Here is a 22526-nt window from a genome sequence, read left to right as displayed (position 1 = left end):
ATAATATAATTGGGTGAAAATATGAAGAAAACATTATTAGCTGTTTTATTAGCGGGAACAGCATTTGTTGCACAAGCAGCAGAAAACCTTATCATCGGTACCGAAGCAACTTACGCGCCTTTTGAATTTACTAATGATAAAAATGAAATTGTCGGTTTTGATATTGATATGATTAACAAAATTTGTGACGAAATGAAAGTTTCTTGCAAAATCGTTAATCAATCATTTGATGGTTTAATTCCCAGTTTAAAAACTCGTAGAATCGATGCTGCAATTGCAGGTATAGATGTAACAGCTGAAAGACAAAAACAAGTTGATTTTACAAAAATTTATTATGATGATAGTTCAATTCAATTCATCACATTAAAAGACTCCCTAACAAGTTTAGATCAACTTAAAGGTAAACGCGTCGGTATTCAAAAAGGTACGACTTATTTAAAATATTTGAATGAAAAATTTCCGGATGTGAAACCGGTTAGTTACGATAGTTATCAATTTGCATTTCTTGATTTAAAAGCTAAACGTATTGATGCTATTGTTTCAAGCTCATTCGTAGCCGGTGACTGGTTAGGTAAAGATGCCGAAATCGTACCATTAGGTGATAAAATCACTGATCATGAATTTTTTGGTGAAGGTTTAGGTATTGCTTTACGTAAAGGTAATGATGAGCTTCGTGAAAAATTTAACCAAGCAATCGATAAGCTAAAAGCAAATGGAGAATTAGACGCTATTTATAAAAAATGGTTTAATAACTAGTCGTTAAAATTTAATTCTTAACTTGATTTATGATCTCGCCGCATACATTGCGGCGAGTTTATTTTTTTAATTTAAATACGGTTTTTTTATGTCAGACTTTCTATCCAACGGAACAAACTGGATTCTATCTTCGATGGACGGATATATCTTGCCATTAGCGCAAGCAACGTCAATCACATTATCATTAGCTTTTGTATCATTAATTGTAGGCATGATATTTGCTTTTATTTTTACACTGTTAGAATCTGCACCTTTCAAACCCGTTGCATGGTTAATGTCCTTATTTAATTTGACTATCCGCGCCCTACCCGAATTATTAATTGTGGTAGCAATTTATACAGGGCTACCTTTGTTATTGATATCATTAGATGATGGAATAGCAATTTCGCTTGGATTTACCTCCTTTACATTGCAAATCGACATAGCAAACACAAAACCCGATCCATTTTTATGTGGTGTAACTGCCCTTTCATTACTTTATGCGGTTTATGCATCTCAAACATTACGCGGTGCTTTTAAAGCAATTTCAAACGGTCAAAAACAAGCTGCACAAGTACTTGGATTAAGCAAATCACGAACGTTCTTTCGAATTATCATGCCACAAATGTGGCGTCATGCCTTACCTGGATTGAGTAATCAATGGCTAATACTATTAAAAGATACCGCGTTAGTTTCGGCAATCGCTATTGATGATTTGATGATGCAAACAAAAACCATAATTGCTCGAACTAATCAACCTTTTCTATGGTATTTCATTGCGATGATTATTTATTTAATTATCTCTATTTTAAGTCAAAAGGTTATTACACGAATCGAAAAGCGTTCAACCTATTTTGAACAACCAAAATCAGCCAATAGTTTGTAAGGTCACGTTATGTTTGATAATTTTATTTACTATCTTAAAGTCATTTTACAAGGACTTCCTGATACCTTAAGTTTAGGTATTTTAGGCATTATTTCAGCAGGTCTATTGGCTGTTGTTTTATCTTGCTTATTATCGCTAAATTCTAGTGTGATAACTAAAATTATACGCACTTATATTATTATATTTACCGGTTCACCGCTATTAGTTCAGCTATTTTTAATCTACTATGGACCATCACAATTTGGCGATGTTTTAAACAAAGTACCGACATTTTATGAGATTATCTCTTCTCCTTGGTTCTGTGCTTATCTTGCATTAACACTTAATAGTGCAGCCTATACTACGCAAATATTTTATGGCGCTTTAAAATCCGTACCACAAGGTCAATGGCAAGCATGTGAGGCTTTAGGTATGAATAAAAGACAAACATTAAAAATTGTCATGCCATATGCACTAAAACGAGCACTTTCGACTTATTCTAATGAAGTGGTTTTTGTAGTAAAAGGTACGGCTTTAGCTTCAATGATTCCTGTTATGGATATTATGGGATATAGTAATCAATTAAATGGAGATTATTATGATTTTTCAATTTTTGTGGTTGCAGGGCTAGTCTACCTCTTGATAAATGGGCTTTTAAGCACCATTATGAGGTTAATAGAGAAAAAAGCCCTCACTTTTGAAAACTAATATGAGCCAATTCGATTCAGCATCATTTTTAAAAACAGTCCCACATAAACCAGGTATTTATCAAATGTTCAATGATAAACAGACCATTATTTATGTGGGAAAAGCCAAAGATCTCAATAACCGATTAAAAAGCTATTTCAACAGTAGTAAAAAAACGCTTAAAACAGATAGGCTAGTCAGCCATATTCATCATGTTGAATTTACTATTACCAACACCGAAACTGAAGCTTTACTACTTGAACAGACTTACATCAAAAAATATCAGCCTCGTTATAATGTATTATTAAAAGATGATAAGAGCTATCCATTTATAAAGCTTAGTAAAGAACGTCATCCACAGTTATCACTTTATCGTGGCGCAATTAATCGAAAAAAAGATGAGTTTTTTGGTCCTTATCCAAGTGGATATGCAGTTAAACAGATTTTAGCCCTACTACAAAAAACCTTTCCGATTAGACAATGTTTGGATAGTACTTATCGCAATCGTACTCGTCCATGTTTGCAATACCAAATTAAACGTTGTTTAGGTCCATGCGTACCAGGATTAGTTAGCGATGAAGATTATAATGAACAAGTTAATTATGTTAGATTATTTTTGTCTGGACGATCAGAGCAGATTATCCAAAAAATAACTGAAGATATGCATAAAGCAAGTAGCGAGCTTAACTTTGAAAAAGCCGCAGCATTACGTGATCAGTTACAAGCCATAAAACATATTAATGAAAAACAAGCTATATATAATAATAATGATAATCTTGATGTCATTGGATTCCATTATGAGTCGGGCTTAGCTTGTATTTATGTTTTGTTTATCCGCAATGGGCAAACTTTTGGTCACCGCTCCTACTTTCCTAAAGTGCCATCAAATACTGAGCTCGAAGAAGTTATTGAAACCTTTTTAGGTCAATTTTATCTGCAAGGTAATCAAAATAGAAATATTCCTCAAAAGATTTTATTAAATTTTTCATTATCAGATAAACAAGCAATGGAAGAAACTTTATCTATCATTGCAGAGCATCAAGTTAAATTAGTTGATGAACCTAAAGGCGATAATCTAAAATTACTTAATATTGCTACTGTTAATGCACAAACAGCAGTCAAAAATAAGTTATTAGAAAATTCAACCATAAAACAACGCTATGATGCACTTAAGGCATTTTTAGGGATTGATAAAATTAATCGTATGGAATGCTTTGATATCAGTCACTTTATGGGTAAAAATACAATAGCGTCTTGTGTGGTATTTGATGAAAATGGTCCAGTCAAATCTGAATTTCGTCGCTATAATATAACGGGCATAACTCCAGGTGATGATTATGCTGCGATGGATCAAGTATTGACACGTCGTTACAATAAAAAAGATCTACCTGATGAAAAAGTTCCTGATATTATCTTCATTGATGGTGGTAAAGGGCAACTTAACCAAGCATTACAAGTATTTGAACAATTAGATGTAAATTGGAATAAAAATCATCCAATTTTAATCGGTGTGGCAAAAGGTGCAGAAAGAAAAGAAGGTCTAGAAACACTATTTTTTGAAGCACATGGGACAGGTCATTATCTTGATGATCGCTCCCCTGCTCTATTGCTTATTCAACAAATACGTAATGCGTCTCATGATCATGCTATTGTAGGGCAACGTAAAAAAGGGACAAAACAACTTACGGATAGTGCATTAGAACATATTGATGGCGTGGGCGCAAAAAGACGAAAAGCACTTTTAAATCATTTTGGTGGATTAAGAGAGTTAAAAAATGCCAGTATTGATGAAATAGCCCAAGTACAAGGTATTTCTAAACCGTTAGCTGAAAAAATTTATCTAAATTTACAACAATAACGCATTGAAAAAATAACACATTTCAGGCAACATAAGTGTTAAAAGAACACTATTTTTTTATTATCACTAATACTTTGATTAATAAGATAAAAAAAAGAGCTTATTTCACATGAAAATCAACCTACCAACATTTTTAACCCTATTTCGAGTTATTCTAATTCCTTTTTTGGTGTTAGCATTTTATCTTCTACCCCACGAATGGTCTGGTTTTTTTTCAGCGTTAATTTTTTTAATCGCAGCAATAACGGATATTTTTGATGGCTATCTTGCTCGCCGTTTAGGACAAACTACTAAGTTTGGGGCTTTTTTGGATCCAGTTGCTGATAAAATTATGGTGACAATTGCACTAGTATTAATTACTCAATATTACCAAGCATGGTGGATCTCTGTTCCAGCAATAATAATTGTCTCACGTGAAATTATAATCTCCGCTTTACGTGAATGGATGGCTGAAATTGGCAAACGTAGTAATGTTGCCGTGTCGTCCATTGGCAAAATCAAAACCATTGCTCAAATGACTGCATTAACTTGGTTACTTTGGCGTCCTTGTGACATTGTTATTTATGCAGGCTTAGTCACTTTATTACTTGCTACAATTTTAACCATATTTTCCATGATCCAATATTTATGGATAGCACATACGGATCTTTTAGAGGAAGAATAATACCTCTTCTTCTAAATTTTAAAAGTGTAATTTTATTGTTTAACTTTGACTCAATAAAATTACACAAATCTACTTTAAGTCAGCAAAAGAATATCTTTAAGCCATTATCAAGTTAAACATTAAGCAATCAATCGATTTATTTAAAATTTCTATTGACTGAAAAACTGAGATAGGTAAAATGCACAGCATCCAAAGCGAATTACTTTTTGATAATTAGTTTTGAGCCCGGGTGGTGAAATCGGTAGACACAAGGGATTTAAAATCCCTCGGCCTTTTTGGCCGTGCGAGTTCAAGTCTCGCCCCGGGCACCATTTAAAACACTTCTTTTGCGGGAATAGCTCAGTTGGTAGAGCGCAACCTTGCCAAGGTTGAGGTCGCGAGTTCGAACCTCGTTTCCCGCTCCAATTCACGTTTCATAGTCTTTTATAATCAAATATTTATCGACTTTTTTTATTTTAAAATCAGTCAGTAAGCCTTGTTTTGTACTCCATTAAAGAGTACTGAGTTGTATTATAATCCACTCGTAAATGGTACATCCAACGATACATTGCATTTTTTACTGTTTTTTAGTTCTATCTCCTTATAATTAGAATCTCCTTTTTTCTGTTTTGTTGTTTGAGGAGATTGTCCATGGCTTTATCTGATGCCTTAGTGAAACATGATAAACCTAAATCTTCCGACCGCTTTGCAACATGACAATATCCTTTAAAAGTTCAGTTTCCGCATTATTTACTATTTTGGTCATTTTCGCCTAAGTAATTTTCAAAGAGACCTTTGTATCGAATAAAGTCATCTTCAAATTTTTTACTGGTTTTATATTACAACCAGTTAATCCCAGTTGTTCAATATAGGTCAGCTTGTTTTAACATCTCCATTAAGATATATAATTATAGTTGTTGCTGTATTTTTAGTTGAAATCATAAAATTATTTTTAATTAACTAAATAATCAATTTCGCTTTCAATCATATCTCTATTTTGTTCTAACTCTTCAAATGCAAAATTTCTTTTTATTATTGGATTACAAATTTGATTTTATTTATTGGATTTCTAATTTAATTCTATATCTTCATTAATAATAGATTTATGTACAATATACACTCTTTTATATGCTTCAAAATCTTTTGAAATGAGTACTGTATAATCAAATTCTTTAATTGAAAATAGATATTCTCTTATGAGGTTTTCTTCTATAGTTTGAGAATGTTTCAGTTTTAAGAGCGACAATAACCAATTTTTCTTTCTAGATATGTATATATTTGGAGTTAAACAATTTATCTCCTCATAATCTTCCCAATCAGTTAAACTCACACAGATAAAATAGTTATTTATATTTTTATCGTCAATATAATCTTTAACTTTCAATTTACATGTATTGATTAATTCAAGACATTTTTTTATCAAAATCTTATTTTTTTCATTAAATGAAAGAGATGATAAAAATGAAATATGTTTGAACCTTGAAAATAATGGAATTTCCTCAAAAGTTTCGTAATCAGAAAAAAAGACTGAAAAATCGTCTAGACCTTCTTTTTTTATAAGGAATTGCATTTCTTTATCAAATTTATTCATGTTTAATTATTCCGTATACCAGCTTTTTTATTTAAGACATTTTAATGTTTTTTAGAGAATTCAAACCTATTGTATTTGGCTGAGTAAAGCGATCTATATCAGGTTCATGATACTTAAAAGTATTGTATTGCTGCCCTATTTCTCCGTCTAACTATTGTTTTTTTAATACCTCAGATTTTATTGGATCGAGATAGGTTCAATTTCCTGTATCGGTTTACTCGATAGCAGATATGAGTACACTTAGACAAGTCTACAAGCTTCATCCGTCAATTTTTTCAGCATACCATTAAGAGGTCGTAATAGAAATTATTATGGTAGGGTAAGCCGTCTTTATTTAGATATTTCACCCGAAAAGGTTAATAATACTGTTAAGTGTTAAGCCTCAAATAATACATTGAAATTTATATATTTTAATAGGTAATTTACTCATTATTATATGACGATTTAATATTAACAGGATTTTCTAAATCTAAGATTACTTTATAATTAGCGCTAGATTCTACCTCAAGCAATTGACCTGATAATTCGATCGCATTTATAAAAGGATTAGATTTTTCAAAATATTTCACCCAATTTAGCTTTTCATCAGCTGCTATATAGGCAATAAACCCTTCTGAACCAAAACTTCCCTCACCCAACAAGCATGTTCCTCCTATCTGTATTTCAACTTTCTTAAAAATATCTATATTTGTTATATCGTCAGGATTTTGATATAAAAAATCAACAAGATTAAATGACTCTCCTTTTTTTATAAAAATATTAGGGTAGAAGTTTGCAAAAAAAGAAAACGATTCTCCATTTGCAAGATAAACACCGTCTTTAGTTGGTAATTGTCCTTTATTCCATAATTCACTTATTTTTGACATTTAAACACCCTAAATTTTATAAATTTTTTTTAACTCTCAATTAAAGTTTAGCGCAATAACTTTTCAACATTATCCTGTTGAAAAAAATTTCTTATTTATTAAATCATCTCATGATTTTTTATTTGTTAAAAAATAAATAGTTAACTATAAAAATTAGAAAAATTCTAAAAAAATAAATCTGATAGGGTTATTTTTAACCGATAAGGGGAGAAGTTTTTAAATTAAACGTTTAACTTATGAATGATAATCATTCTTATTTATAAATATATTAATTAGCATAATCAAATGGAAGTTTAATTAAATTATGACTTACTAAAAAAGGTTAATGCAATGACAAATTCTGAAACAGCAACTTGGAGTATAGAAGAACAAAAGCTTATTGAGCCCCTTTCTATCGAAAACTATGCCGTAGTACCCGTTAAAGATAGTCGGTTAGAAGAGATTAATTGTGCTTTCATTATTTCCTCTAATAAACAAATAACTTTAAGTGATGTTAGAAATTTTCTTGAACAACAAGGTATAGTTTTTTACAAATTGCCTGATCAATTAGAACACTAGACTAAATGGCCATTAACCTCTGTAGGAAAAATTGACAAACGCTGCTTATCTATTATAGGTGAACAATAAATGAAAAATAACCAACAACAAACTTATTTTGAACAATTAATTAGCATTAATAATCAGCCATTAGATCTTGCTGTTGCTTTGATTAACAATAAACTAAATGAACAATATGCGGTCTATGAGCATAATGGTGAATGGTCAGTTGGTTTAGGTAATATTGCACAACTTACTGTGTCTGCGGACAAAGCGATCATTTGTTATAACCAACAACAACAGTATTGGGACCAAGCTGAGATTATAGACAATATTAATGCGGCATTAGCTTCTTTATCCATTGCCGATTGGCGTGCTTATGGTGCTAGTAAATTTGAATTAGCTCATATCTTCCACGATCCAGATTATATAAGTAATAATGATGAAACATTATTACAGCTATTTATTCCTAGCCAAGAAGTTAGATTTACTCATAACCAAGCATTACTTAGAAGTATAACTGAGGAAGGCTTACAACAACTGCATACTGTTGTAACAAAGTTAGATCAACTTAATCATACCGTTCCAAAAATTAATAATACGTTCAAAGAAAACGAAGCGATCATTCGTTCAACTAATGCTGAACTTTATAAAGAAAAAGTAGCAATCGCAGTTAATGAAATTAAAGCAGGTCAATACCAAAAGATTATTTTATCCCGAAGAGTTCCGATTCCGGCTGATATTGATCTTGTGGCCAGCTATCAACTTGGTCGCAAACATAATACCCCTGCTCGCTCTTTTGTACTTAATTTTAATGATCTAAAACTAATTGGTTTTAGCCCAGAAACAGTATTAGAAGTTAATAAAGAACGCATAGTAAGCACCCAACCTTTAGCTGGCACTAGAGCCTTAAAACAAGATGATCCAGAACAGTCAGCAAAACTTTATGACGAGTTAATTAATGATACTAAAGAAATTGCCGAACATGCCGTATCTGTAAAACTTGCTTTTGAAGAATTAGAACGTGTTTGCGAAAAACACACCGTTGTTATTCCACAATTTATGACAGTTTCCAAACGTGGCACAGTACAACATCTAGCGTCACGTGTTACAGGTAAATTAAAACCTAATTTAACTGCTTGGCATGCTTTTAAATCACTCTTTCCTGCTGTAACTGCATCTGGTATACCCAAACGTGAAGCTTTAGCCGCCATTCGACATCATGAGGCAAACAAACGCGGGGCTTATAGTGGTAGCGTAATGATTGTTGATAGCAATGGTAGTTTAGATGCAGCTCTTGTATTACGAAGTCTTTATCAACAAAACGGACAAGTTTGGTTGCAAGCAGGTGCTGGCATTATTGATCAATCATCACCTGAACGAGAACTAGAAGAAACCATCGAAAAGCTTAGTTGTATATCACGCTATTTAGTGGTTAGAGGATAATAATCAGTGGCAGGGATGGAGCCATAATTATGTCTCTATCAGTAACGGATATTAGTTATGACGAAATTTATGATCAAATAAAGAAATTATTACCACATGTAACAGGTGAAATTAAAGACACGGATAACCTCATTGAAAGTGGACTCGACTCATTACATATTATGCATTTGGTTAGTCAATGGCGTAAATCTGTGGCTATAATATCACCTTTGCTGAACTGATAGAATATTCAACCTTACAGCAATGGTAAACATTATTATTAAAGACTTTTAGTAAGATTATCTTTATTACAAGTTCACTCACTGTGATGGATAGAGTTACAAATGACCATTTTCTTTAACCGATGTTCAATATGTTTATTGGATTGGTCGTGACGGTAATAGAGAACTTTAAAATGATGTTTTTTTTACGTAGGCGGTTCTAGACTATCAGCGATTAATTGACTAAGTATTTTACTGGCTAAAGGTTACCCTGTCACCTTAGAGTTAATTTTTAATAAAAGTATTTTAGTAAAAACTGTAACCGTGTTTGAAAACAGTAATAAATCAAAAAATAGATGGTTAGAAAGTATCTATTCTGTCACTATGGCTGAACAAACAATTGTCGGTTTAACTCGTGCAGAGCATTTGACAACGATCATCACAAAAAAATAAATTACTAACAGGCACTATTGAAATGCAATGTTTATTTAGTCAATAATCGATAAACAAACATCAAATAAAGTCAATAGTAGCTGAACTATTCACATTTATTAATTGTATAAGCATTTTGTCGGCGTACTTCTTTTGGTAATACCCCAAACTGCTTACGAAAAGCGGAGCTAAAATGGCTAATATTGCTATAACCCATTATAATCGCTGTTTCAGTTACGCTATTAGTCACTAATAACTGCTTAGCTTTATTCATACGCTCGGCTAAAAAATAGGCATAAATACTTTTACCAAATACCTTTTTAAAGCCTTTTTTTAACTTATTTTGATTCATTCCTACTTTTTTTGCCAACCAATCAATTGTTGGAGGACTACTTAAATCTTTTAACAAATAATCATGTGCAACATTGATTTGTTTATATTCTCTTTGGGTAAATTCTTGTTTTCCAAGACAACTATTAAAAGAGTGAAAATACCAATTTAAATATTCTAAAACATAAGCATACAACAATAATCTATTAGTAACTTTACAATCGGTGTTTTGTATTAAATGGTACAGTTGCCTTGCTGAAGATAGCACATTATTATTAGCTTTTAATTTATGATGGTGTAAAAAAAAATTCATATTATGATCTAAACATGAAAATTGAAAATCAATATCGCCTAGCAATACTTCTAATAATTTTGGCATTACCATGACTTCCACATTACAAAAATCATCAGAATGCTGTAAGCAAAAGCTTTCACCACCAGTAAAACCAAAGATCAAGTCACCTTTATGAGTGCGAAAGTGTCGATCTTTAATTTGCATATGTAATTTACCCTGTAATTGGCAATTAAAACATAAATAATTATTACAGCTAGAAAATTTTTTACAAACATCTACTGCATTTAAATGTTCTGCTGTTACCACACTCACAGATAAGCCAGGCTGAAGCTCTATATAGCTAGAACCATCGATATGATTTTCAGATCTATAATTTCTTAATATTTCATCTGAATGCATATATGCTCCTTCATAATCCATAAACGATAACAAATGTCATTTGCATTTACAATAAAATAAAGCTACTATTTCATATAATTTTTTTAGCAGTAAATGCCCTTTTTTATAGATTTATTAAAAAATAAAAGATTTATAGAAATGCTTTATTAATAACCAAAATACTAGCAATAATCGCCGACCTTATTTTCTATTTATAATTTACAAACTCTATATTATTCAAGACATTCCTGTTGTTTTAGCGTTTGATGCTCATCCTATTTTATTGCTTGATGCAGGCATATCACTGGCTGTAATTGCAATAATTCCCCTAGCAAGAATACATTGATGGTTAAGTTTCTATGAGCACCTTTAGTGGAAAATTATTGGCTGGATAAAATAGGTTATCGTTAAAGTTAGCTACTACCTATGCAGTTTTTATTATCGATATTAATTACCGTGGTTAGTATCTATACCTTTACCATGATTTATGCTAAACAAAGCAAACAAACAGCTACTGATTACGCCGTATTTCAAAGTACTTTGCTACTTTCTGAAATTATTGGTTCTTCTCTCTATGACACTAGCAGAATATTTTAACTATCTTGCCGCATTCTTTAGCGCTTTAATGGCTATCATTGCTATTTTTGTTATTAATAAGAAATATTTGAAACTCTTTACATAATATCATTGATAATTATTAATCTATTTATAAGTATTATTATGTTACTCTTTTAAAAATCTGTATAAACTATAGGTGGTTAAAAAATCTTTTATATTAATAAAGCTTTTTAATTTGCTGTTAAATGGGTATTTTTATAAACATTGTTACTCACATTAAGACAATTAGTGCTATCTTTTTTATTATAATAATCCCTGTTTTGAAAAATTCCTTTGTTAGAACACTTTTAATTGAATAATTCAAAACGTTTTATATTCTTTAAGTTATAACACTTTCAATTTATCGTTTTACTAGTTTACTAGATATATAATTTTCACTTAAAATCTTGATATAAACTTCTTATAAATTTCATTTAAAATTCTAATTAATATTGGTAGTTACATTTTAGCTTCTACTTTATAAGCTATTTTTAATCATAATGCATTAACTAATTTATAGTTTTAAGTATTCAGCTTTTGTAAATTGAAATACTATTTATTAAGAATACTTAATCTTTAAAAACCTCTATTTATAAATTCAAATAAACCTAAACATTAACTAAATCATCATTGCTCTGTTGCTCTTCGTTTAATTGAGGCTTCAATTTTTTTTGCTAGTTCATATATCTCATCTTTCGTCAGCGGAGTTTTGCCTTTGGATTCGCTCTGTTTACCGATGACTGACATAATTAACCATGGGTGATTTTTTTTACTACTTTCTGTATTTCTTGAATCGTCATCAACCACACTATAATATCCATAATCAGATGGTGACTTATCCTGATATTTTATCTCAACCAATCCTGCTATACCTTGCCGACCATCCATTCTAATTTTTTTATACTTTGGAAACCCTAATAATTTTATATTTTTAATATTGTAATTATTAATATCATAATTATTGTTCCAAAAGTCATTAAATTCATCTTTGGCATCATTATTCAATGAATTGGTAAATGAACGAGTATTTTCTGTAAAAGAAATTACTATATCGGGATGTTCATTTAAACGAAATGAGACTGTAAGATTAATGGGGGTACTTGAATCATCACCTGCAACAAAACTGTAGGGAAGGCATTTTCCCGCTATTTGCGGTACTTCAAATAAATTACGTGTTGAAAAACCATTTATAATAGCTGTAGCGTTTTGTTTATAAAAATCAAAATCTCTTTTTTTACCTTGATAGTGTTCATCTGAATAAAAAGAATAAATTTTATTATTTTCAGTAAAAGTTACACGCGAAGCAGCTTTTGCATAAAAGCCAAAATTATCTTTTTTATTCCACAATTCTACTAAATCTTCAGGGTTATCTTTTTTTATTTTTTGATTAGTAGTCTGCATCATTTTTTTTACTTTAACTAATTCAGTATCAGTCCAATTCGCAGTAATTGACAAGTTATTATGATTATAATTAAAAGTTGATAAAATAGCCCACTTACCATCAGAAAAGTAGACTGGAAATCTTGTTTTAGGTTCCAGAAACTTATTGGTAGGGAATAATGCAACCTCGATATTATCGGGTAGATCAATAGAATATGAACCAATGCATTCGGTTTTAAACGACAAATCATCTGCCTGCGTAATACTACTGATAGCCATACAGGTTGTGAATAGTATAAATCTTGTTATATCACTTCTAATTAATTTCAAAGAAGCCAAATTTCCTAATCCTTTTAAATGATCAATCATTGTTCTGTTGCTCTTCGTTTAATTGAGGCTTCAATTTTTTTTGCTAGTTCATATATCTCATCTTTCGTCAGCGGAGTTTTGCCTTTGGATTCGCTCTGTTTGCCGATGACTGACATAATTAACCATGGGTAATTTTTTGAACTTTGTTTAACTACTGGATCATATTCGACAATACTATAGTAACCGTAATCAGACGGAGCGTTATCTTTATAACGTATTTCCACGAAGCTTGCTAATCCTTTTCGTCCATCCATCTTAATATCTCGATACTTAAAGGGAAAACCTAATAATTTGATATTTTTAATGTTATCATTATTAATATCATAATTTGTATTCCAAAACAGATTGATTTCATCTTTGCTGCTAAAGCTTAATGAATTAGTAAATGACCAAGTACTCTCTGAAAATGAGATTACAATATCGGGATGTTCATTTAAGCGAAAAGAGACCGTCATATTAATTGGCACCGTTTTATCATTACCAGCAACAAAACCATAGGGTATACATTTTCCTGCTCCTTTAGGCACTTCAAACAGTTCTCGAGTTCTAAAATTATTGATAATGGATTCGGCATTTTGTTTGTAAAATGTAAAATCTTTTTCCTCACCTTGGTAACGTTCATTCGAATAGAATGTATAAATTCGTTCATTGGCTATTAAAGCTAGATTACTAGCATAATCACTATAATAACCAATTAATTTATTGTTATTATTTATATTTTTAATTTCATACTGACGTTTAGATTTCAATCGTTCATCATAATCGCTATTTAATTGATTAACAATGTTTTGTAGAATTTTTTTGTTAAATTTACCATCAGCAATATCTATATTATTATTATTATAATTAAACGTAGAAAGAATAGCCCATTTACCATCTAAAAAATAGTTTGGATAATCTGATCTAGGTTGTAAATAACGCTCAATGGGAAAAAGAGCGATTTCTATATTATCTGGAAGATCAATAGAATAAGATCCAATACATTCGGTTTTAAATGTTAAATCAGCAGCCTGCGTAATACTGCTGATAGCCATACAGGTTGTGAATAGTATAAATTTTGTTATATCACTTCTAATTAATTTCAAAGAAGCCAAATTTCCTAATCCTTTTAAATGATCAATCATTGCTCTGTTGCTCTTCGTTTAATTGAGGCTTCAATTTTTTTTGCTAGTTCATATATCTCATCTTTCGTTAGCGGAGTTTTACCTTTGGATTCGCTCTGTTTGCCGATTACTGACATAATTAACCATGGGTAATTTTTTGAACTTTGTTTAATTACTGGATCATATTCGACAATACTATAGTAACCGTAATCAGACGGAGCTTTATCTTTATAACGTATTTCCACGAAGCTTGCTAATCCTTTTCGTCCATCCATCTTAATATCTCGATACTTAAACGGAAACCCTAATAATTTGATATTTTTAATGTTATCATTATTAATATCATAATTCGTATTCCAAAACAGATTGATTTCATCTTTGCTGGTAAAACTCAATGAATTAGTAAATGACCAAGTACTCTCTGAAAATGAAATTACAATATCGGGATGTTCATTTAAACGGAAAGAGACCGTCATATTAATTGGCATCGTTTTATCATTACCAGCAACAAAACCATAGGGTATACATTTCCCGGCTTCTTTAGGCACTTCAAACAGTTCTCGAGTTCTAAAATTATTGATAATCGATTCGGCATTTTGTTTGTAAAATGCAAAATCTTTTTCCTCTCCTTGATGATTTTCATTTGAATAGAATGTATAAATTCGCTCATGGGCTATAAAAGATAGATTGCTAACATAATCACTATAATAACCAATTAATTTATCATTATCGTTAATATTATTAATTTTATATTGAAAATTAGTTTTCAATCTACCATCAGCATCATTGATTAATTTGTCAACAGCTTTTTTCATTCCTTTTTTGTTAATATGACCATCGGTAATATATATTCTATTGTTGTTATATTCAAAAATAGAAAGAATAGCCCATTTGCCATCTAAAAAATAATTTGGAAACTTTGAACCTGGCTGTAAATAACGCTCAACCGGATAAAGAGCAACCTCAATATTATCGGGTAGATCAATCGTATAAGATCCCATGCATTCTGTTTTAAATGTTAAATCAGCTGCCTGCGTAATACTGCTGATAACCATACAGGTTGTGAATAGTATAAATCTTGTTATATCACTTCTAATCAATTTCGAAGAAGACAAATTTCCTAATCCTTTTAAATGATCAATCATTGCTCTGTTGCTCTTCGTTTAATTGAGGCTTCAATTTTTTTTGCTAGTTCATATATCTCATCTTTCGTCAGCGGAGTTTTGCCTTTGGATTCGCTCTGATTACCGATTACTGATAATATTAACCATGGGTGATTTTTCTTACTACTTTCTGTATTTCTTGAATCGTCATCAACCACACTATAATATCCATAATCAGATGGTGACTTATCTTGATATTTTATCTCAACCAATCCTGCTACGCCTTGCCGACCATCCATTCTAATTTTTTTATATTTTGGAAAACCTAATAATTTTATATTTTCTATATTGTAATTATTAATATCATAATTATTGTTCCAAAAGTCATTAAATTCATCTTTGGCATGATTATTCAATGAATTGGTAAATGAACGAGTATTTTCTGTAAAAGAAATTACAATATCGGGATGTTCATTTAAACGAAATGAGACTGTAAGATTAATAGGGGTACTTGAATCATCACCTGCCACAAAACTGTAAGGAAAGCATTTTCCCGCCATTTGCGGTACTTCAAATAAGTTGCGTGTTGAAAAACCATTTATAATTGCTTTAGCGTTTTGTTCATAAAAATCAAAATCTCTTTTTTTACCTTGATAATGTTCATCAGAATAGAAAGAATAAATTTTATTATTTTCAGCAAAAATTACACGAGAAGCGACTGTAGCATAAAAGCCAAAATTATCTTTTTTATTCCATAATTCTGCTAAAATTTCAGGGTTTTCTTTCTTAACTTTTTGAATAGAATTCTGCATCTTTTTTTTAACGTTAATAAATTCAGTATCAGTCCAATTCGCAGTAATTGACAAGTTATTATGATTATAATTGAAAGTTGATAAAATAGCCCACTTACCATCTGAAAAATATATTGGATATCTAGTTTTAGGTTTAAAATATTCATTGGTAGGATACAATGCAACCTCGATATTATCGGGTAGATCAATAGAATATGAACCAATGCATTCGGTTTTATAATTTAAACTTACTGCGTGCGTACAAAAACTAAAATTCAGAAAAATAAAAGTAGAAATTATTTTTTTCATAGTTCCCCCCCTAAGTTAACAGCCTAATATGAAAAGGAATAGCATTATTTTCTCCTTTAGTCCAATGTATAGGTACCAATGTAATATACCCTTTAATGTCTTTTAATTTTTGTTCTTCATTAATATTATAATTTTGCCAAAAAATTTCATTAAAAGGCATTAATAATTCTTCGTTAAAATAATCTTTTTCTAATAATTTTTTGATATCTCTATCTTCTGCCTGATCGTTTAAAAAATATTTATTACTTTCATGACGTTCTTTGTTCGTTCTATATAAATTGTGCTTTCCTTTACCACTTTTTTCTTCTTTCAATTTTATATTTTTATACTCTTCCAATTTATCATAATCTAATGCAGGCCAAATCGATGCATAGGTATCTAAATCTTCCTCAGCTTTATAAAACTTTTGTAAATAATTTCTTGGGATAAATGGAAAAACTGACTCATAAATTGCTGTATTTGATTTGGCTCTTGATTGAATGGCTTTTACGCTACTAGCCAGTTCAGGTACTTCAATAGCTTGTTCTAAACCTTCACCATATAAACCCTGCCAAATTTGTTTGCGTAATTGATAGGCAAAGGCTCTAACGGGTATCTTTATGCCTCGCTCAGAACAAGTTACAATTTTTGTATCATTATCAACAATTAATGCGGCCAGTTCTGAATCTCGTCCGCCCAATAAACTACGGTCATTAATATTGGCACTCCCTACTAAAACATAAAGGTCATCAACTATAGTAAGTTTACTATGCACATAGATTTGCTCGGTCACGGTACGATCGCCTAGTTGAGTCCAACTTCGCAAGTTAAGCAAGGTTACATATTTATCGCACTCTTCTAATGGAATAGTTTGATAATTATTACCAATTTTATCGTAATAAGCCGAACGCATTTTACCCCACTCTTTACGTGGTACTTCATCTTTAATTAGCTGCTGATAAACCCATAAATGTTTTCGAATTCGATTAAGCAAACTGTCACTTCCAAATGAAATAGTTTGCATTGTTTGATGAATCATCGCCATCGTAGATCCGTCATTTAATACCCCTTCAGGATGGACTGGTAATGTAATATAAATATGAAATGGTTCTTGTTTTAATGCAAAAATAACATTTGCTATTTTATCACTCAATTCTTTTACTATTTTATTTTCAGGTAAATCTTTACCTGTATTTGAAAAACTTCTTGTCACATTTGGTATTATTCCACTTTCAGTATTTGCTGGTTTAGAAAGTTTACCACTGGGAACTCGTTCAGGATTCCCATAATCTGATACGAAAAATTGGTTTTCAATATAAATAAATCGTTTTGCTTTCTTGATTAATTTAAGCATAATTCGGTAGATATCACTTTGAGGTTCGGATACAGTTTCTAAATTTTCCTTAATATTTTTTTGTAGTTTTTTTCTATCAGACGCAAAAACGTTACTCTTTTCTTTTCCACGCATTTTACTAGATGCACTTCTCAATATTTGAACACTTATATTTCCCTTATCTACTAAAGCATCATACTCTTCTTGTGTTGGTAAAAATAAACGACGACTAATGCATTCAAAGCTAACTACATTATTACTGTCATTTATATAATTGTCCTTATATCTTGGTCGTGTTTCACCATTTGAATAATCAGCTTGATTCCATCGTAAAACAAAATTTGTCACCAGATCAAATACCGCTTTTCCTTCAATTTTAACTTGAATATCTTGCCATGGCATAATCGGTTGATTATCAGCTAATGAGCTTTCTTGGCGTTGCAAACGTTTTTCAACAAAAACTTCATTCTGATATTTTTTATTATTTTTTAATGATTTTCTATTTTTAACTTTAAAAGATAAAGTTATTTCTTTTTTGGGTTTATCCATCGGCTCTATGCAAGGATTATAACGATTTGCCACTTTTCGTTCATCAGCATTAGGATCTAATTTATAACCATGACTGTAACGACCATAAGCCAAATCTATACCTCCAACAAATGCTATTTTTCTATCGATAATGACACATTTTTGATGATGAGAAAAAAATTTTTTAGTTGCCAGACTATAGCCAGGCTCATCATTGCTCGAACTATGTAATCTGACAGCTATAGCTTCACGCCCTATATATTCATTAATATAATTTCTCAATACTATTTTAGCTTCATTATCATATGTTTCTACTGGTGAACAATCGTCCCAAGGTAAAATAAAAATTTTTAAATTTTCGTTACCTTGCGTCACTTCAAGTAATATATCAACAAGTCGTAAATCTGGAGTTAACATTGCATCCCAATTCACTTGCCAACCAGTAATATAGATCTCTTTTTCAGCACTTCTCATGGCAGTGAGTAAATCTTGAAAATAGTCATAAGATTGTACATAACTTTTTACACTGTTGTTATGTATAGGTTCTGCAAAATTGTTTCTATTATTTTGCTCATTAATATCATAAAGCCAAATATCATCTGTTACAGTTGATGTGTATTCTTGCTCTTTATTTTTATCAAGTATTACTTGTGTTTTATTGTGTTCCTTCATTTATGTACCACTATTTTTTTATTGAATCAACCAACTGATTTTTCTTAATGAATGAATCATTTTCTACAGCTTTCAAAAAACGATTTTGTTCTTTTATTGTGTTTAAATGATAACCCATCGCTCGAGCAGCCTGAATCTTGGCTTTTAAACTATTACTTTCCTCTAGATTCGAAAATTGCAATTGATAAGCTATATTGTTATTGACGATCCATAAATATCCCGGGCGTTTATTATATTGGACTAATAATAATTTTGACTCTTCAGCCGTTAACAATAATTCACCTGCTTGAGAGGTTTTTCCTTCACAAAGAATATCATCTGTCATTAGGGCATCATCTGAACTGTTGGCTGAAACAATTCTCCATGAGGTATTAGGATAATTTATTCCCATACTACCAGGAATATCGGCTATTTTAAGATTTAATTGATATGGCAAGTCTTTTGCAATTTCAACAACGCTTAATGGAAGATCTGTATTTGGTAAAAACAGTGATGCTGGTCCCATTTTCTGTAATGCATTACTTTTTATATAAACATTATCAGCGGTACCCAATTCAATCCCAGCACTACTGATTTTGATGTATGAACCACCACACATTAACTTCAGATCTTCACTTGCGGTGACCGTTAATTTTCCATCGACACTGTCTATTTTAATATCTTGCTTGGCGGCCATATTCAGGTTGGCATTTTGCGCCTGAACGTTAACATCACCTTGGTTAGCAAAGACTTTCATTCCTGATTTATGGGCAAATAGACCGATGGATTCACCGGATGAGACGGTTATGTTTTTTAACGCATTAATGTCAGTTTGGTTTTCACTGGTCATTGAAACGCTATTTGAAGTTGACAATTGGATGTTTTCAGGACTGGTTAAAGCGATGCCCTCTTGTGCATAAGCAAGAATACCACTTTGGGCTAATTGGGTTAATGTCGCTTTAAGTTGTTCTTGACTGTCGGTATCCGCACCATGGGCTTCAGAGGCAGTTGCTGCATTTTGTAGTGCTTTAGCAATTGATAACGCATTTTCAAGCTGAGTAATGGCACCTTGCATATCAAGCTGTTTACCCTGTGCCTTAGGCTCGGTCTGACTGGTCAGGTATAAGCCTTTATTGGCAGCAATCGCTCCCCACTCATCGGTGCGCAGTTCAAATCCCTCACCACGCTGCTCTTTGTTTTGGTCAACTAAATGCCCGATGTTAAGCTGGGTTTTACCGTATTCGGTCGCTAACTTGATGTGCTCTTGTCCCCGCTTATCATCCATCCGCAGTTTGTTGTTAGCAGGGGTACGAATTACATTTCGGTGTTTGTTTATGGTGGTCACATGGTCAGGGTGTTGACTGTCATGCATCGCATGCGCGATATAAGGTCGGTCCGGATTACCGTTAGTAAACGCTACCGCAACTTCTGTGCCATCAATCAGTGGAAAGTGAAAACCATAGGTACTGCCTGCATATGGTTTAGCCAGTCTTAACCATAAGCTCTCTTCACCGTTTCGCCACTCTTTTAAATCAAAGTTAAATTTAACCCGATAACGCCCTTGTATATCAATATAACCATAGGTGTCATTATCCGGACTGGTTACCCGTGCCGGTAACGTGCCATCAATGGTTGGGAAAGGAATCGGCTCCGGGCGGTAAGGTTTTAATGGCTGGTAAGGAATAGCGGTAAAACTCAGTTCATAAGCCTCACTGCGGTTTCCCTGACCTTGCACCGTTAATATCATTACCCCCTCATCTATTCCGGCAATCGTACTGCCTTTGATGCGGATATGTTGACCCGGAGCTAAATTGGCCTGATTACTTTTACCCCGGATAACAATTTGACGGCTAATGGCGTGTTCATGGCGAATGCGAGCATACCATTCACCACTTTCAACACCATTACTCGCATTACCAGAATGAGTGCTAATATCACTGCTATTATCGTTATTATTGCCGTTACCGTCGTCGGTATCGATATCACCACTGTTTTCATCATTATCGTCATCATTATTATTGTTGGTGTCACTATCAATTCCATTATTGCTGTAACCATTGGTATTTAACCCTTTATAGTGCTCATCATAACGGTAATCGGTACCATAAGTGGTGTTATCTTTCTGTTGGCTGTTAACTTCACCGAGTAAATTCGCCTCTGCATCGCGGTAGTTATAATCTTGTACTTGTACCGAAGCTTCCACCATCTGACTGTGTAAGGTTATATCCCAGACACTTTCAACGCCATTATCCAGTGTACCACTCGGTTGTTTGTACACAATATCAGCCACCTGCTGATAACCTTGCTCATAATCACTGATGACCATCACATCACAATTGTGTTCACCATGCGTTTCAAACCGGAAATAGACCCCCACATCAGCAAGCAATCTTTGAATAAATTCAAGGTCACTCTCCTGCCACTGGGTGATAAATTCACGTTCAGGGTACTGCTCTTTAAGTGCTAAACGATAATCAATTCCTGTATAACCATGACCTCGCAAGACCTCTTCAACCACACTGATAACACTTTGATTCTGAAAAATAGCACAGTTATGACTTAATGCCAGTTTCGCTAATTGCGAGGATAAGACAACCTGATAACGAGCTTCATCGTTACTGACTGATAATTGACTGAACTGGGTTATCACACCATAAAGAGTGCGTGAGCCACCCTGAGATAATAGTGAATTTAACGGATTCAGCGGATTAAACTGGGTTAAAGAATTAAGTGAATTGGATTGTTTAAGCTTATCTAACTGTTTTAATGGCTCAGACTGTTTTAATGCATTTAAAGGATTAGCCGAAGTTAAGGAATTAAGTGCATTAACTCCTTGAGTTGCAAAGTCGCTTAAACGGCTAGAATTAGCAGGATTAAAACTCAAACGGGCATTTTGATTAAGAAATGACTCAACAGAAAGTTGTTTATCCGAGCTGGTGAAAGTAATCATGTAATGCCAAGGCTGGTTAAGTTGCTCATTGCCTTCAACCTGTAAAATTGAAATCTCAGCAGACAAACCATCAATATTTAACGTATAGCGATTGTGACCAGCTCCATTAACCAAACCATGCTTTAAACCACGACTTAAACCATTATCCAATTGATTTACCAGATTGGTTAATCCTCTATCCATGCTATCCTCGATATATTTCATGTGCGCTGCAAATAAAACTTTGTTTTATTAAACTATTTATTATTAATATTTATTTAATATTATTTTTTACTAAAAAATTGATTATTTTAATGATTTACCATTATTAGTTAAATATTTTTATGAAGTTACGTTAAAAACAATCCAAAACTGATATAAAATACACTGTTTTATGTAATTTGCAACATTTTTTAAAAAATTTTATAAATTTAATTTAGATAGATAACTTACTGATATTATTAATAAATAAAATAAAATATCATTAAAAATTTGTCACTTAAACATGATCAACAGAGGATTAAAAGCATTTGGATTTTGCTCATTTTTTATTGGATAATTTTTCACTGAATTTTATTAAGATTTATATCT

At 32.0% G+C, this 22526-nt stretch carries 17 protein-coding genes and 2 tRNA genes; 10 read left to right on the top strand and 9 right to left on the bottom strand.

What is annotated here, in order from left to right:
- Nucleotides 1-21 precede the first annotated feature (21 nt).
- The 7 genes from H3S73_RS04650 (at nt 22) to H3S73_RS04620 (ending at nt 5213) form a co-directional block, all read left to right on the top strand.
- Nucleotides 22-756, top strand: a complete 735-nt coding sequence (locus H3S73_RS04650; RefSeq protein WP_198235967.1) for a transporter substrate-binding domain-containing protein — start codon at nt 22-24, stop codon at nt 754-756.
- 133 nt (nt 757-889) lie between these two features.
- Complete coding sequence (gene artQ / locus H3S73_RS04645; protein ID WP_198228132.1) at nt 890-1621, top strand: arginine ABC transporter permease ArtQ; 732 nt, start codon at nt 890-892, stop codon at nt 1619-1621.
- 9 nt (nt 1622-1630) lie between these two features.
- Complete coding sequence (gene artM / locus H3S73_RS04640; RefSeq protein WP_198235966.1) at nt 1631-2308, top strand: arginine ABC transporter permease ArtM; 678 nt, start codon at nt 1631-1633, stop codon at nt 2306-2308.
- 1 nt (nt 2309) lies between these two features.
- Entirely contained in the window at nt 2310-4145 is a 1836-nt protein-coding gene (gene uvrC, locus H3S73_RS04635) for an excinuclease ABC subunit UvrC (RefSeq protein ID WP_198227966.1), read from the top strand.
- A 109-nt stretch (nt 4146-4254) separates the two neighbouring features.
- Nucleotides 4255-4809, top strand: coding sequence for a CDP-diacylglycerol--glycerol-3-phosphate 3-phosphatidyltransferase (gene pgsA, locus H3S73_RS04630; RefSeq protein WP_039126723.1), 555 nt, complete (start codon nt 4255-4257; stop codon nt 4807-4809).
- A 223-nt stretch (nt 4810-5032) separates the two neighbouring features.
- Nucleotides 5033-5120 (top strand) — tRNA-Leu (locus tag H3S73_RS04625).
- Nucleotides 5121-5137: 17 nt separating this feature from the next.
- A tRNA-Gly gene (locus H3S73_RS04620) sits at nt 5138-5213 on the top strand.
- A 644-nt stretch (nt 5214-5857) separates the two neighbouring features.
- On the opposite strand, the gene H3S73_RS04615 is transcribed toward H3S73_RS04620, so the two are convergent.
- Both H3S73_RS04615 and H3S73_RS04610 read right to left on the bottom strand, forming a co-directional pair.
- On the bottom strand, nt 5858-6379 hold the full coding sequence (locus tag H3S73_RS04615) for an Imm15 family immunity protein (protein ID WP_198227983.1): 522 nt from the start codon (nt 6377-6379) through the stop codon (nt 5858-5860).
- Nucleotides 6380-6801: 422 nt separating this feature from the next.
- A complete protein-coding gene (locus H3S73_RS04610) occupies nt 6802-7245 on the bottom strand; it encodes a hypothetical protein (RefSeq protein WP_198235965.1) in 444 nt (147 codons plus the stop codon).
- 330 nt (nt 7246-7575) lie between these two features.
- On the opposite strand from H3S73_RS04610, the gene H3S73_RS04605 reads away from it, so the two are divergent.
- The 3 genes from H3S73_RS04605 (at nt 7576) to H3S73_RS04595 (ending at nt 9449) form a co-directional block, all read left to right on the top strand.
- Nucleotides 7576-7803: a hypothetical protein gene (locus H3S73_RS04605; protein ID WP_198235964.1), complete on the top strand. Its 228-nt coding sequence runs from the start codon at nt 7576-7578 to the stop codon at nt 7801-7803.
- Nucleotides 7804-7872: 69 nt separating this feature from the next.
- Nucleotides 7873-9228 carry a salicylate synthase gene (locus H3S73_RS04600; RefSeq protein WP_198235963.1) on the top strand — a complete coding sequence of 452 codons (1356 nt, stop codon included), beginning with the start codon at nt 7873-7875 and terminating at the stop codon, nt 9226-9228.
- A 29-nt stretch (nt 9229-9257) separates the two neighbouring features.
- Complete coding sequence (locus H3S73_RS04595) at nt 9258-9449, top strand: phosphopantetheine-binding protein (RefSeq protein ID WP_198235962.1); 192 nt, start codon at nt 9258-9260, stop codon at nt 9447-9449.
- A gap of 517 nt (nt 9450-9966) precedes the next feature.
- On the opposite strand, the gene H3S73_RS04590 is transcribed toward H3S73_RS04595, so the two are convergent.
- The 7 genes from H3S73_RS04590 to H3S73_RS04560 all read right to left on the bottom strand — a co-directional run bounded on the left by H3S73_RS04590 (nt 9967) and on the right by H3S73_RS04560 (nt 22160).
- Nucleotides 9967-10884 (bottom strand): helix-turn-helix transcriptional regulator, encoded by a 918-nt coding sequence (locus H3S73_RS04590; RefSeq protein WP_198235961.1) that lies wholly within the window; start codon nt 10882-10884, stop codon nt 9967-9969.
- Nucleotides 10885-12087: 1203 nt separating this feature from the next.
- Nucleotides 12088-13209 carry a T6SS immunity protein Tli4 family protein gene (locus tag H3S73_RS04585; protein ID WP_198235960.1) on the bottom strand — a complete coding sequence of 374 codons (1122 nt, stop codon included), beginning with the start codon at nt 13207-13209 and terminating at the stop codon, nt 12088-12090.
- Complete coding sequence (locus H3S73_RS04580; protein WP_198235959.1) at nt 13206-14333, bottom strand: T6SS immunity protein Tli4 family protein; 1128 nt, start codon at nt 14331-14333, stop codon at nt 13206-13208. Before H3S73_RS04580 ends, H3S73_RS04585 begins: the two co-directional genes overlap by 4 nt.
- The gene (locus H3S73_RS04575; RefSeq protein ID WP_198235958.1) at nt 14330-15457 is read right to left on the bottom strand and encodes a T6SS immunity protein Tli4 family protein; all 1128 of its coding nucleotides are present in this window, start codon (nt 15455-15457) and stop codon (nt 14330-14332) included. The genes H3S73_RS04580 and H3S73_RS04575 overlap by 4 nt, the downstream gene beginning before the upstream one ends.
- On the bottom strand, nt 15454-16515 hold the full coding sequence (locus H3S73_RS04570) for a T6SS immunity protein Tli4 family protein (protein WP_198235957.1): 1062 nt from the start codon (nt 16513-16515) through the stop codon (nt 15454-15456). Before H3S73_RS04570 ends, H3S73_RS04575 begins: the two co-directional genes overlap by 4 nt.
- Nucleotides 16516-16525: 10 nt before the next feature.
- Nucleotides 16526-19027 (bottom strand): hypothetical protein, encoded by a 2502-nt coding sequence (locus H3S73_RS04565; RefSeq protein WP_198235956.1) that lies wholly within the window; start codon nt 19025-19027, stop codon nt 16526-16528.
- A 10-nt stretch (nt 19028-19037) separates the two neighbouring features.
- On the bottom strand, nt 19038-22160 hold the full coding sequence (locus tag H3S73_RS04560) for a type VI secretion system Vgr family protein (RefSeq protein WP_198235955.1): 3123 nt from the start codon (nt 22158-22160) through the stop codon (nt 19038-19040).
- Nucleotides 22161-22526: the final 366 nt, after the last annotated feature.

Origin of the sequence: Gilliamella sp. B14384G12 (genome assembly GCF_016101825.1) — a bacterium.
Taxonomy (GTDB): Bacteria; Pseudomonadota; Gammaproteobacteria; order Enterobacterales; family Orbaceae; genus Gilliamella; species Gilliamella apicola_N.
Note: the sequence above shows the minus strand (reverse complement) of the source record. Positions and strands in the feature narration are given on the sequence as shown.